The sequence below is a fragment of the Dialister sp. genome, from assembly GCF_047832375.1.
Taxonomy (GTDB): domain Bacteria; phylum Bacillota; class Negativicutes; order Veillonellales; family Dialisteraceae; genus Dialister.
This window is the reverse complement of sequence record NZ_CP181256.1, coordinates 382720-396420: the sequence shown is the minus strand read 5'-3', so window position 1 is coordinate 396420 and position 13701 is coordinate 382720. Positions and strand designations below refer to the sequence as shown.

Sequence of the window (13701 nt, the reverse complement as noted above, 5' to 3'; positions counted from 1 at the left end):
AGTTTTATTCCTTAGTTTCTTCAGGAGCGGCTTCTTCGGAAGGCGCTGCCTTCTCTTCTGCCGGAGCTACGGTAGCTGCGGCCTGGTCGAAAAGATTGCCGCCTGCTGCCTGTTCTTCCTCCTTATCAGCAGGGGCTTCCTTTTCTTCTTCGGCCGGTTCCGCTTCCGGTGCTGCCGCTTCGGAAGGCGCTGCTTCTGCTGCGGAAGTTTCAGCCGGTGCTGCTTCCGGAGCCGGAGCTGCCTTCGGCGCTGTGCCGTCTTCTACGGGCTGGGGAGCCTGGGCTGCCTTGGCTGCTTCGATGAGGGACAGGGCGGACTTGAAATTGGACAACAGTTTTTCAATGTACAGGTTCATGTCGCCCTGGGTCTTCAGGATATCTGCATTCATCCTGCGGCGGGCAGTCTCTGCGTCGGATACAATCTTATGGGCTTCATTCTGGGCTTCCCGGATGGAGAGTTCCGCTTCCTTGTGGGCATTCTTCTTTACATTGTCTGCGGTTTCCTGGGCCATGACCAGGGTATTGGACATGGTGGCTTCCATCTTTTCGTAGTTACGAAGCTTCGTCTTGATGGTATCCATTTCTTCTTCCATCTCACGATGTTCCCGATAAATCCGTTCATAATCCTGGGCCAGTTCTTCCAGGAAGGAATTCACTTCATCCTGGGAATAGCCGCGAATCTGGCGGGAAAATGTCTTATTATGTATATCCATCGGTGTAATCATACAAATTATCTCCTTTAAAAAAGATACTTCAGAGGCTGTGAAATAATTTTAACTTTTGGTTCATTCGTCCAAGTATGTTCGAGAAGTTCCGGGGATGTTAATGTGTCTCTGATGCTCGCCACCGCAGGTTCAAAAGGGAAGATGACGGCTTCGCCGCTATATGCATCATTTGCGGCGCTATATAATCTGTGCGCCGCTCCTTCCCCTCGGGCAAAGCCCGTTTCCCCTGAGCCACTTTGGCCGCAGGCCATTCCCCTTCAGCCACTTTCCAAACAATGTAGGATTAGCCCAAATGTGCTAAAAAAGGATCCTATTCTTCACAGGCCTTACTTAAATCTATGAATCAGGAGGCCCGTCCGGCCTTTACGGCTCATACCGGTCTCTTCCACGATTTCAATGCGCCCTCGGCCGCGGATGCTGATAATATCTCCTGCTTTCACGGTCTGGGACGGGCTCTTGGCGAGCTGCCAGTTCACTTCTGCCCGCTCATCTTCCACGGCCTGTACCATTTTTGACCGGGAAATGCCAAATCCTGCAGCTCCCACCGCATCGAGGCGAAGGGAAGCCACCGTAGCCCGCACTTCCTTGGCGGTCTGCTTGGGCGGCTGGATTTCGGAAAGGGGGATTTCCTCTACCTTCACCGGCACCATGGCCACTTTATGGAAATTATCCATGAGCCAGTCCTTCATGGTGCTGTCCACCACCACCTGGCAGCCGGCGCCCTGCATGAGGATATCCCCCAGCACAGAGCGGTCAATGCCAAGACCCATGAGGGAGCCCAGCACATCCCGGTGGCCGATGAGGCGGTACCGGCCGTCCCAGGTCACCGACAGGAGGCTCACCCCGAAATCCACGGGGCCATCGTAATCGCTTCTGGCAAAGCCGATTTTCACCCGTTCCGCCTCGTGGTAGCCACCGTAACTTTTCGCCACCACCGTCTTCATGTGGGCTGCAATGGTCTGGCCGATCTGCCGGGAAAAGGGTACCATAAAGGGTCCCACTGCAAAGGGCCTGCCCCGATCTACGGAGTCGGCGATATCCAGGAGCCGGATAGCCATATCTTTGGCTTCCTCCCCGGAAGCTGCAAAATAACGAAGAATTTTTTCTCTATCTTTCATCTCATTCTCTTCTCTATGACAGGGATCAAATGGACTATCTCTTACTTTCCTGCCATTTGATCCGATTTGTCCAGGCACGCTTTCACGCCGTCCATGAGAGCTCCCCGGAGCCCCTTCTGTTCCATGGCGTAAATACCGGCAATGGTGGTGCCGCCGGGGCTTGTGACCTGGTCCCGAAGTTCATCCGGATGCTTTCCTGTTTCCAGTACCATCTTTGCCGCACCGTAAAGAGTCTGGGCCGCCGCTTCGATGGCCAGTTTGCGGGGAAGTCCAATGAGGACACCGGCGTCTGCCAGGGCATCAATAATGACAAAGGCATATCCCGGGCCTGCCCCGGAGAGGGCCCCCAGTTCGTCCAGCTGCCGCTCCGTCACCACCGCTTCCCTGCCGAGGGCAGAGAAAATCTCTTCCGCCTCTTTAATAAAGGCAGGGGACGCTTTCGTCCCAGGGGCAATGGCTGCCATGCCTTCTCCCACGGAAGCGGGGGTATTCGGCATGACACGGATTACCTCCGTATTCTCCGGAAGTCCCTTTTCCAGAGACTCCAGTGTCACAGCCGCCGCAATTGAAAGAACCCGGGATGGATGGTACCGGGATATTTCTTCGAGCACCCCGGGCACCACGTTCGGTTTCACAGCGATGAGGACAAGGTCTGCCTCTCCCGCTTCTTTCCCATCCAATGATGCCTGCACGCCGTATCGGGCTGCTTTTTCCCGGGACGCTTCCTCGGAATGCTCTTTCACATATACATTTTCTTTTTCCCAAAGCCCTTTAGCAAGGCAGCCGGAGAGGATGGCTCCTCCCATGGCCCCGCAGCCGATGATCAGAATCTTCTTCATTCCTACGGTCCTTTCCAGGTCGGAATGCCTGATACAAATGCCAGTCTGTCTTCATGGATATCCACAGTAGAAGGCACGCAGATGAGCACATCATCATTCAGGAGCATCACATCCCCGTGGGCCATGTAGACGGCGCCGCTCATGAAATCCACAAAACGGCTGGCCACTTCATCATCCACATTATCATTCAGCACGACCATGACGGTCATCCCCCGTTCCAGGGCGTCCACCGCATGGCGGGCATCTCCATAGGATCCCGGAACAATAATATCTACTTCAAGAGGCCGGATAGTCCTAGCGGGCACCGCGCCTGGCCCGGGGACATCCTCCCCCTCTTCTCTTTCCGGTTCCTCGTAGCTTTCCTCTTCTACCGGGTCGTCCATCTGGCTTTTAAGCCAGCGGATTCCCTTAGAAAGAAAGGACATCAGCCTTCGTGGGCCTCAGGTCCCTGGCCCTGGGGAGCTCCCGCGTTCCACTGCGGAGCCGCCGGAGCCTGCTGGTCTCCCTGGTAGGCCGCAAAATTCTCGCGGGAAACGCTCATATTATTTGGCGCGCAGAGATAAATGCTTTCGGAAATCTGGTCAATCCGTCCATCAAGGGCATACATGATTCCCTGTACGAAATCCACAATCCGCTGGGCTTCATCGGCATCGGTCTTTTCCATATTCATCACCACCGGACGCATAGCCTTCAGATGGTCGCCGATTTTTTCTGCATCCCCATAGCTTTTGGGGTTCACCACCACCATGGTATAGGGTTTGGCTGCCTGACGGGGAGCTGCCGTACGGCCGATACCTCTCACCGGATTATTGACAGCATTGGTGCGGGGTGGAACGGGAGCTGCCGGATTCACCGGTGCTTCTTCTTCCTCTCCCAGGTCTTCTTCTCTTTCGTCCTCGTCACGATCTACGAACTGGTCTTTAAATTTATCAAGTAAGCTCATGCTTTGCTCTCCTCCTGATGGTACTGTCTCTCACCAAAAATAGCTGTGCCAATACGAACCATATTGGCTCCTTCTTCGATTGCAATCTCAAAATCATGGGTCATCCCCATGGACAGAAGGGAAATCTGTCCTTCCGGGAACTCTTTCTTCATTTCATTCCACATGGTATGGGCCTTCCGGAATACGGGACGCGTCTTTTCCACGTCCTCATAGTTCGGAGCCATGCACATGAGTCCTTTCACCCGGATATGGGGGAGTTCTTTGACCGTCCGGATGGTTTCTTCCATTTTCTCCGGTGGAATGCCATGCTTCGATGCTTCTCCGGAAATATTGAATTCCAGAAGCGCATCCTGCACTTTCCCGATTTCTCCGGCCCTTCGGTCGATTTCCTGGAGAATCTCCACCGAATCGCCGGACTGGATCAGGTCCGCCATGGCCACCGCTTTTTTCACCTTATTTTTCTGTAAATGGCCCTGCAGGTTCCAGGTCACCGGAAGCGTAAGGGCTTTATACTTCTGTTCCATTTCCTGGACCCGGTTCTCTCCCACCTGGGTGACCCCCAGTCGGATGGCTTCTTCCATATCCTCCAGAGGATGGAATTTCGTTACCGCCACCAGAGTCACTTTCTGGTGCCAGGGAGACCGTTTTCTGGCCTCTTCAATCCGGTCCATTACATGGGCTAATCTTTCTTTGATTTCTGACATAGCCCCGCCTTCTTTACAGTATTTTCGGTACATTTCCCTATTTTCGAAAAAAAGGATATACCTGTGTAATAGTATAACAAATTTTCCTGTATAATGCATTAGTTTTTATGATTTTCTGCGGGAAAATAGCGGCTGGCCAACTCGGGTAAATTGGCCCAACCTGCAGCAAATACCCCCCGCTGCATGCAGCATCTTCCCACTGCCGGTCGTCTCTTCCCAGCCCCGTTATGCTGCAACATCATCATAGTCATTAACCAGGGAGATCTCTCGACTCTTCCTCACATACGATTCTTATGTTTATAGGCAATTCGGCGCTGACCACTGCTCGAGATGACGGCGAGAGGGGGAGCGTCAGATAGCAGCAAACGGCTTTTCCGAAATTCGCCTCTCTCAAAACCCGTCATTTCGACCGGTGGTACACATGCCTGATGTCTCCTATCGGTTAAAGCTCCTAAAGCTTAGAGGAGTGGAGAAATCTTTCTTGCGAACGGGAATAGTGGGCTTTATGTTTCGTAAGCGCAAAATAAAATGATGGATTTTATCTTCCTGATGAACATGAGATAATACCTACAAGTTCAACGACGGGAGGTATTACTCATGGAAATTATATTAACTGCTGACCGCATATATCTGGCGGGTGGCTATACGGATATGCGGAAATCTATCGACGGATTATCTGCTGTGGTTTCACAACAGTATGATCTGGATCCGTTTCTTCCCTCACTGTTCCTGTTCTGTGGAAGGCGGCGTGATCGAATCAAAGGCCTTCTCTGGCAAGGCGATGGATTTGTTCTTCTGTACAAACGGATTGAAAGCGGGAGCTTCCAGTGGCCCAGGAAATCGTCCTCTCTGGTTGAGCTTTCTCCACAGCAATACCGCTGGCTTATGGAGGGGCTTGCCATCATCCAACCCCGTGCAGTAAAGGTCATCCACCCCTGCTGCAGCGTATGAAATCTGCATGCTAAAACAGGCGAAAAAGCTAGATTTTATCGAGCTTTTTCGCCTGTTTTATGGTATAATAAATACATGAAATTTCGGTTGTTTTTATAGAATTGAGTGTACCCATGACAGACCGCCGTGAGCAGGAATTACTAGATAGAATTGCAAAACTGGAAAAGGACAAAGCGGCTTTATTAGCTACAGTGAAATTACTTCAGCAGGCCCGTTTTGGTTCTAAATCGGAACGCCGGACTGATCCGGATATGGATGCCGCCTATCCCAGCATCTTTAATGAGGCGGAAACAGAGGCCAAGCCCAGTGTCAAGGAACCGGAGCTTGAAACGACTGCGGTTAAAGGCTATGAACGAAAGAAAAAGAGCAAGTCAGCATCTGTTAAGAACTTGCTGGAATCCCTTCCTGAAGACTGCATTGAGAACATAGATATTGACCTGGATGCGGACCAGAAAGTCTGTGACATCTGTGGAAATAAGCTGTCTCCTATAGGCAGGGAGCTTGTTAATACTCAGATTGAGTTTGTTCCGCCAAAGCTTATCTGCAGGCGTTACTTCCAAATATCTTATGAATGCAGGAATTGCCGGAAGAATGACGAACCGCATATTGTGAAGCCGGCAGTGCCCAAGCCTCCGATTCCCCATTCCTTTGCTTCACCTTCTGCCATTGCCCATGTGATGATGCAGAAGTACGGATTAGCCGTACCGCTGAATCGTCAGGAGCGGGAGTGGAAGCAGCTGGGATTGCCTCTCAGCAGGGCAACTCTGGCCAACTGGATTATTATTTCTTCAAATGAGTACCTGAAACCCTTGTGGGACTACATGCATGGTCTCCTTCTCAAAGAAGCCTGTCTGCATGCAGATGAGACTCCGGTACAGGTACTCAATGAAAAAGGACGTAAGAATACCAGCAAATCCTATATGTGGGTCTTTACCAGTGGAGAGTATGAACCATTACATAATATCCGCCTGTTCCAGTACAGCCCGACCAGAAAAGGATCCAATGCCTCGGAATTCCTTAAAGGATTTACCGGTTACCTCCAAACGGATGACTATTCCGGATACAACCAGGTAACCGAAGTTACCCGCTGCCTCTGCTGGGCCCATGCAAGACGAAAGTATGTAGAAGCAGAAACAGCAAAGCAGGATGAATCTTCCGTAAGTCTGGCTGGCGAAGGGCTGGGCTGCATACGTGAACTGTTTAAAATTGAAAAAGGACTGCGTGACCTTACTCCTGAGGAGAGAAAGGCGCAAAGACTTGAAAAGGAAAAGCCGGTGCTCGACGCCTACTGGAAGTGGGTAGAAAGCAGCCGGGACAAAGTCCTTCCAAAATCCAAGATCAGCCAGGCTTTGAACTACTCCCTGACTAACAAGGAGCAGCTTGAAACCTATTTGCAAGATGGCAGGTGTGCTATATCCAACAACATTGCGGAAAACAGCATACGTCCTTTTACCGTGGGCCGGAAAAACTGGCTCTTTTCAGCGAGCCCGAAAGGTGCTGAAGCCAGTGCCTGCGTATACAGTATTATTGAAACCTGCAAGGCCAATAATATAGATCCGGAGAAATACCTGATCTACATACTCACCGGGATGCCCAATGAAGAGCGTCTCAAAGGTGAGGCAGTATTAGAGAAGTACATGCCTTGGAACACTGTAGTTCAGGAATCCTGCAAATAACATAAAGCCCGAAAGCTTATAGTATGATTATTCTATAACTTTCGGGCTTTTTCAATACACTCTTTTATTTTGCGCTTACTATGTTTCAGTCCCTGCCCGACCTGCAGCAAATGCACCCCCGCTGCCTGCGGCATCTCCCCCAAAAGGGGCGGCAAGGAAAACCCACAGATTCCCCGAATGCCCAAAATCCCCCTCACTCAATGCCGGATTCAGCTCCAATAAAAAAACAGCAGCCGAAGCTGCTGTTTTTTATTGTCCATTACACGAGCTGTGCTTTCTTTGCAATTTCATCGGGAATCTTGATGCCCAGGATATCTGCATCCTTCTTATTGATAACGATGGTATATTCCTTCTGGTGCTGGATGGCTGCGGTCTCCGGCTTGATCTTGCCATCCAGGATATCCGCTGCCATGTGGCCGGTCTGGACGCCGAGCTTGTAGTAATCCACGGAAAGCGCTGCCAGAGCCCCATCCTTTGCCATAATATCCGCCCCTACGATGACAGGGATCTTATTGGCATCGGTAATCTTCATGAGGGTAGGAATGGAGGAAGCCAGGGTATTATCGGTGGGGACATAAATGAAGTCCACCTTGCCCACCAGGGATTCTGCCACCTGCTGGATATCGTTGACGCTGTTCACCGTCCGCTCTTCTACGGCCAGGTTGTTCTTCTTGCAGTAGTCCTTCATCATGTTTGCCTGGACTTCGCTGTTTACTTCGCTGGAGCTGTAAATAAGGCCCACCGTCTTTGCATTGGGAACCAGCTGCCGTCCCAGGTCCATCTGGGCATCAATGGATGCCAGATCGCTGACACCGGTCACATTGCCGCCGGGCTGCTCATCGTTCTTGACGAGCTTAGCGGTGGTATAGTCCGTAATGGCGGTGCCCACAATGGGGATATCTTTGATTTCATTGGCCACAGCCTGGGCCGCCGGCGTAGCGATGGCGCAGATGAGTTTCGGTTTTTCTGATTTGAACCGGGATGCAATGGTCTTCAGGTTGGACTGGTCACCCTGGGCATTCTGCTGGTCAAACTGGACCTTGTCTTCCCCGTAGCCCCGTTCTTTCAGGCCATCTACGAAGCCCTTATTCGCCTGGTCCAGGGACCCGTGCTGTACGATCTGTACCACACCGATGACCATCTTTCCATTGGAAGAGCCAGCTGCCTGTTTCGTTGCGCTGCTGCCGCATCCACCGTAAAGAAGTGCCGCTGCTGCCAATGCCGCTGCCATACCGATTTTCATCCACTGTTTCATATGATTTTCCTCCCTTAATCCTCTGCTTCTATATATTCTTTAACGGATATATTTATCTTCCAGCTGTTCCATGGTCCCATTCGTTTCCATTTCCGCCAGGAAGAAATTGACATAATTCAGAAATTCCTGGTCTCCCTTCGCCATGAGAGCGCCGAACCGGCTCTTTGTAAAAGGAGAATCCACCAGGGGTGCTGCCAGTTTCTTATTCATTTTCACGTACCGCCTGGCTTCCATGGTTTCGGTGATCATGATATCCGCTTTCCCTTCCGCTATGAGCGAAGGAATTTCGGCATTCTTCTCATGGACGAGAAGGGTAGCGTGGGGCAGCTCTGCCTTGGCAAACTTTTCATTCGTTCCGCCCGGATTCACCATGACCTTTACCTCCGGCCGGTCCAGGTCCTTCAGGGATTGGTATTTTCCCTCTTCCCCTTTTCGGCAGAGAATAGTCTTCCCGAAGAGAAGGTACCCATCGGACATGGCCATCACCCGTTCCCGGTCAAAGGTCCTCGTAATCCCACAGAGGGCCAGATCAAACTTTCCTGCCTCCGTATCGGCGGTCAGTGTCTTCCATGTGGTGGGCACGTATTCTACCTTCACGTGAAGGCTGTCCGCCAGCTTTTGTGACAGTTCTGTATCGAAGCCCTCATAGGTCCCGGTGGCGGGATCCCTGTAGGACATGGGCCGATAATCGCCGGTGGTACCGATGCGAATGGTTCCCCTCGCTGCAATATCCTCCAGATGTGCCGCCCAGGCGCTTCCGCCTCCTGCCATCAGAAGGGCTGCCGCCAGAAGGCCGGCTCCCCATTTCATTGCTTTTTTCATATTCCCATCCTCCTATGCTCAACTGCCCGTGAGCAAATCTTCCAAAACAAAAGTCCCCTGTCCATTTCGGACAAGGGACGACGGGACGCATCGCGGTACCACCCTTTTTATCTGGATAAACACAAAAGGGTGGTACCCAAGGGACGGATTATCCGTGGTACCACCCAAATTATCTTCACCAGATCAGCTCAAAGCCCATAACGGAGGCCACCGTCACAACCTACTCTGCGTTCAGCCATGCAGTTCAGGAAAGAACTTCCCTGCCCCTCCGCTGCCGGTTCTCACCACAGGCCGGCTCTCTTTGAAACTTCAGGACACGTACTTTTTTCCATCAGCACTTTTTTGTATTGAGTCCATTGTAGCCAATGGGTTATGGATTGTCAAGAGAAAAGCTGATGGAAGAATGAATATGTGCAATCAAACTGAAAAATGGGGCTAAAGGTGGTGGGTGAACATCGCTTCGCTCGTTCACCGGGTTGTGGGCGCTTCGCGCCGGGGCCATAAGGTACAACAGCCGCCTTCGGCGGCGAGACTACCTTATCCCCCGCTTTACCGGGGCCCCAGCCCCAGGTAAAGTCACACCCCGGTCGGCAAGCACAGCAATGCCCCACCACCTTTAGCCCCATTCAGATGATACGGATCTATTTTATCTCAGAAATTCCAGCAGCCAGCTCTTTGGCCGGTTCCGGTTCTTCCCGGAGACCGCCTTTTCTTTCCATCTTGCCTCTATGCTTTTCGATGAAATGATACCCGATGAGAAGAATGGCAAACCAGATGGGCGTTACATAGAGGGCCACCCGGGTATCATCCCGGAACCCGGAAGCCACCACCACCGCTGCCAGGAAGAGCATGGTTATATAACCGGACCAGGGAGCAAAGGGCATTTTATAGGTGAGAAGTTTCTTTTCATCCACCGACAGGGAAGCCCGGAACTTCTGCTGGGTCCGAAGAATCACAAACCAGGTCCACAGGGCTGCAAAGGAGCCTACGCTGGTGACATAGACAAAGAGCTGGGACGGGACCACATAGTTCAAAGCCACGGCAATGAGGAGGATGCAGGAAGAAAAGGCAATGCCCACCCAGGGAAGGCGATGGCGGTTCAGTGTCTGGAAGCACTTCGGCGCATTGCCCTGGAGAGACAGGTTGTACAGCATGCGGCCGGAACTGAAGAGGCCGCTGTTACATGAAGAAAGGACAGCTGTAATCACCACGATATTGATCAGGTCAGCAGCGCTGGAAATGCCAAGTTTCTGGAATGTGAGGACAAAGGGGCTCCCCATGTGTCCGATTTCATTCCAGGGATAAATGGCCATGATTACGCCAAGAGAAAGAACATAGAAAATCAGGATACGCCAGAAGACTTCGTCAATGGCTTTCTTGATGGTGGATTTCGGATCATGGGCTTCGCCGGCAGTGACGCCGATAATTTCAATGCCCAGATAGGAATACATAACCATCACCAGGGCCATCAGGGTTCCTCCGAAACCATTGGGGAAGAATCCGCCCTGGCTCCAGAGATTGGTAATGCCCACCGGTTCCCAGTCATTTCCGAGGCCAAAGAGAATCATAGCGCCACCGGTAACAATCATGAATATGATGGTGAGGATCTTCACCAGGGCAAACCAGAATTCAAATTCTCCATACGCCGATACGGCGATAAAATTGACGGCCGTCATAATGGCCAGCGCCGCCAGGGCCGGAATCCACCGCGGCAGGTCAGGGAACCAGAAGTTCATATAAATCCCTACGGCCGTTAATTCCGCCATACAGGTGACCATCCACATATACCAGTAAGTCCAGCCGGTGAGATATCCCCATTTCGGTCCCAGGAAGCGGGCAGCGTGGGCACTGAAAGCACCGGACACCGGGTAAGCCACAGACAGTTCGCCCAGTGCTCGCATAATGAAATAAATAGCAATGCCGCCGATGATATAGGTCAGGAGCACCGAAGGGCCCGCCAGTTCAATGGCTGTGGCGGATCCTAAGAAAAGACCGACTCCGATGGCCCCGCCAAGGCCGATGAGCTGGATGTGGCGGTTCTTCAGCCCCCGCTCCAGATTTTCATGCATTTCCTGATTCTGTTCTGCCATAAAAAGCTCCCATTTCCCCGATTCCACCCGCGACTTTTATATTTCCGCAGGAAATGGAGAACGGCCTGCTGCCGCCTCCAGTAAAACAAACTACGTTTTTTATTTTATACAGAGATTTTATAAACATCAAGATGGATTTTTACAATTTCCATACTTTTTAAATTATATGTATAAATGGTCTGGTTTTACTGTTTATAAAAGCAAAAGAATCATACCCTGTTGAGCATGATTCTTGCGGTCTGTAACTTCCTGTACAGGCGAAGACTTATTTCTTTTTGGCTTTGATTCCATTCATGAGCACATCATAGGCCTGGTTCATATAGGAGGCTTCAGAAATATCTTCCTTCACATCGAACCGTTTCTTGATTTCATTCATCAGGTAGTAGTAGGCCACCATACCGGCCCAGGAAATGCAGACTTCCGTTGGCTTCAGGTCTTTCCGGAAACACCCTTCTTCCATGCCCTCCGTCAAAGCTGCCCGGAGTACCACCAGTACCATGGCAAACCGTTCCTTCCCAATGGACGCAAAGACTTCGGTAGGATGGATCATTTCCCAGGAAAAAATACGGAGAATATAGGGGTGCTCCTTCATGAGTCGAAAGAAGAAATGGGAATACATTTCCATGATTTCTGTGGGGCTGTGCGTCCCATCGGCTGCACTTTTCACGAAATCCACCAGCAGCGCCGAGCCCCGTTCCAGGATGGAAGCATAGAGCTCTTTTTTCCCTCCAAAGTAATAGGAAATGGCCGCACTGTTCACGCCGGCCTCTTTTCCGATATCCCGGATGGATACATCCGAATACCCTCGAAAAGCAAAGAGCCGAATCGCCGCATTTTCGATCTGTTCCTTCGTGTCCGGTTCCTTTTCTTTCTCCCCTTCCGGGAACAATTCCCTGTATAACGCTTCTTTCGTGCCGAAATAATAGGAAATGGAAGATACATTGACCTTTGCTTCCCGACTGATGTCCCTGAGAGATGTGCCGGTATATCCCTTCTCTTTAAACAGTCTGGCTGCCGCTCTTCCAATCCGCTCCTTTTTATCCGGAACCATGGTTCTCATTACCTCCTGCAGGATTATTGTTGTCATTTTTATTCCTGCTCTCTGTCCCTATTATATACGATTTTCATCCCGATTGGAACATAAGAGGTAAAACGATTGAAACGTTTAAATGTCAGTGTATCAAGAGAGCTGTACAAGCATAAAAATGGAATCCACCAAGGCATCTGGGGCTATGCACGCCGGCAAAGGTATGGTCTTCAGTTAAGAACCGCAGGCGAAGTCCATATCTCTTCCTTGAACCCAGGTGCCCGCCTTAGCCTTGGACGTCAGGCCATAGCCATGTCCGAAGGACACTTCCCAGGCAAAGCCTCTGCCCGGCCGCAGGCCCTATCACAGACACCAGGGATAGAGAGGCCTATGCAGCGTCTCGTCCACGTCTTCCTTTGTTATGGGCCTGAAATAGACCCGAAGGAGGCAGAGACCTTCCGCCGGGGCTGTCATCCCCAGCTGCCGCCGGTCCCTGGCTGCCATGATCCGCTCTATATCTGCCGGCGTCAGGGCGCCGGTTCCCGCATCCACCAGGGCACCGGCGATGTTGCGCACCATGTGGTACAGGAATCCTTCTCCCGTCACGTAGATACGGAAAAGGGGGCCATCCTTCAGAATCCGTATTTCGTGAATTTTGCGGACCGGGTCTGAGGGTACCGAGTTATTCCCCCGGAAAGAAGTAAAGTCATGGGTTCCTTCCAGCACCTGGGCCGCCGATTCCATGAGAGAAAGGTCCAGCTTCTTCCCCGTCCGCCACACATAGGGCTTCAGAAAGGGAGAGGCCTCCCGCTCTTCTGAAAGAAGGTACCCATAGGTCTTGCCGAAATTCCTGCGGCGCACAGAGAAGTCCATATCCACTTCCCGGCTGGCGGTGACCCGGATGGTATAGGGCAGGTGGGCATTCATGGCATAGATGAACCGGCCGCCAGGAATGGTGGATTCCGTATAAAACGTGCATTCCTGCCCGTAAGCATGGACGCCGGCGTCCGTACGGGCCACGAAGTAGAGGGTCGTCTTTTTCCCGGTCAGTTCCAGAAGGCAGTTTTCCACCATTTCCTGTACCGTCATCCGGTTCTCCTGCCGCTGGAAGCCGCCGAAAGTGGTGCCATCGTAGGAAAGGGTAATCCAGATATTTTTCATAATTCTCCTTATAAAAAAAGAATTGAGATTTGAGGTCCTGCGCCCTATGGCAGTTGTATAGGAGAATGCCATAGAACCCATGGGGCTTACAACTTACAGCCCCCAGCGGCCAGAGAGGCTAACCTGCCTGCGGCACTTTCCTACAGGCAGCTCGACAGCCTCTTCATGCTGTAGGCGGCTGAGCTTTCCTGAAAGCTGACAGCCAGCAGTCAGTGTCTCCTCTCAAGCATATTTGCGTTAATCCAACATAGTAAATTTCGATGGAATCGTATGTGAAACTAACCCCAGTATGCGGGTCTTTAAAGAATGACCGCAGCAAAGCCGCAGGATGGATTGATAGATAATGGGGACCGCCACCGTTCCGCAGGTACCGCCTCTTCGAGGCGGATCC

Annotated in this window: 13 protein-coding genes and 1 other annotated feature; of the genes, 2 read left to right on the top strand and 11 right to left on the bottom strand. The window is 51.6% G+C overall.

From position 1 onward, the window contains the following. Positions 1-4: 4 nt before the first annotated feature. The 6 genes from ACFWUL_RS01610 to ACFWUL_RS01585 all read right to left on the bottom strand — a co-directional run bounded on the left by ACFWUL_RS01610 (position 5) and on the right by ACFWUL_RS01585 (position 4328). On the bottom strand, positions 5-724 hold the full coding sequence (locus ACFWUL_RS01610) for a DivIVA domain-containing protein (protein ID WP_416177603.1): 720 nt from the start codon (positions 722-724) through the stop codon (positions 5-7). A gap of 326 nt (positions 725-1050) precedes the next feature. Further along, entirely contained in the window at positions 1051-1842 is a 792-nt protein-coding gene (locus ACFWUL_RS01605; protein WP_297021384.1) for an RNA-binding protein, read from the bottom strand. A 41-nt stretch (positions 1843-1883) separates the two neighbouring features. Then, positions 1884-2681: a pyrroline-5-carboxylate reductase gene (gene proC / locus ACFWUL_RS01600; RefSeq protein WP_297021387.1), complete on the bottom strand. Its 798-nt coding sequence runs from the start codon at positions 2679-2681 to the stop codon at positions 1884-1886. Positions 2682-2683: 2 nt separating this feature from the next. Next, positions 2684-3106, bottom strand: a complete 423-nt coding sequence (locus ACFWUL_RS01595) for a cell division protein SepF (protein ID WP_297021389.1) — start codon at positions 3104-3106, stop codon at positions 2684-2686. Beyond that, positions 3106-3624 carry a cell division protein SepF gene (locus ACFWUL_RS01590; RefSeq protein WP_297021392.1) on the bottom strand — a complete coding sequence of 173 codons (519 nt, stop codon included), beginning with the start codon at positions 3622-3624 and terminating at the stop codon, positions 3106-3108. Before ACFWUL_RS01590 ends, ACFWUL_RS01595 begins: the two co-directional genes overlap by 1 nt. Next, a complete protein-coding gene (locus tag ACFWUL_RS01585) occupies positions 3621-4328 on the bottom strand; it encodes a YggS family pyridoxal phosphate-dependent enzyme (RefSeq protein ID WP_416177602.1) in 708 nt (235 codons plus the stop codon). The genes ACFWUL_RS01590 and ACFWUL_RS01585 overlap by 4 nt, the downstream gene beginning before the upstream one ends. Before the next feature lie 597 nt (positions 4329-4925). Between ACFWUL_RS01585 and tnpB the strand changes: the two genes are divergently transcribed. Both tnpB and tnpC read left to right on the top strand, forming a co-directional pair. Continuing rightward, a complete protein-coding gene (gene tnpB, locus ACFWUL_RS01580; protein WP_416177601.1) occupies positions 4926-5279 on the top strand; it encodes an IS66 family insertion sequence element accessory protein TnpB in 354 nt (117 codons plus the stop codon). A 113-nt stretch (positions 5280-5392) separates the two neighbouring features. After that, on the top strand, positions 5393-6955 hold the full coding sequence (gene tnpC, locus ACFWUL_RS01575) for an IS66 family transposase (RefSeq protein WP_416177600.1): 1563 nt from the start codon (positions 5393-5395) through the stop codon (positions 6953-6955). A 259-nt stretch (positions 6956-7214) separates the two neighbouring features. Here the strand turns inward: tnpC and ACFWUL_RS01570 are convergent, their stop codons facing one another. The 5 genes from ACFWUL_RS01570 to truA all read right to left on the bottom strand — a co-directional run bounded on the left by ACFWUL_RS01570 (position 7215) and on the right by truA (position 13310). Then, the gene (locus tag ACFWUL_RS01570) at positions 7215-8210 is read right to left on the bottom strand and encodes an ABC transporter substrate-binding protein (protein WP_297021397.1); all 996 of its coding nucleotides are present in this window, start codon (positions 8208-8210) and stop codon (positions 7215-7217) included. 39 nt (positions 8211-8249) lie between these two features. Beyond that, on the bottom strand, positions 8250-9032 hold the full coding sequence (locus ACFWUL_RS01565; RefSeq protein WP_297021399.1) for a transporter substrate-binding domain-containing protein: 783 nt from the start codon (positions 9030-9032) through the stop codon (positions 8250-8252). A gap of 136 nt (positions 9033-9168) precedes the next feature. After that, positions 9169-9376: a binding site (T-box leader), on the bottom strand. Between the two features lie 297 nt (positions 9377-9673). Continuing rightward, entirely contained in the window at positions 9674-11122 is a 1449-nt protein-coding gene (locus ACFWUL_RS01560) for an amino acid permease (protein WP_297021402.1), read from the bottom strand. Positions 11123-11387: 265 nt separating this feature from the next. Then, entirely contained in the window at positions 11388-12209 is an 822-nt protein-coding gene (locus ACFWUL_RS01555) for a TetR family transcriptional regulator (protein WP_297021405.1), read from the bottom strand. Between the two features lie 303 nt (positions 12210-12512). Then, on the bottom strand, positions 12513-13310 hold the full coding sequence (gene truA / locus ACFWUL_RS01550) for a tRNA pseudouridine(38-40) synthase TruA (RefSeq protein ID WP_297021408.1): 798 nt from the start codon (positions 13308-13310) through the stop codon (positions 12513-12515). Positions 13311-13701: the final 391 nt, after the last annotated feature.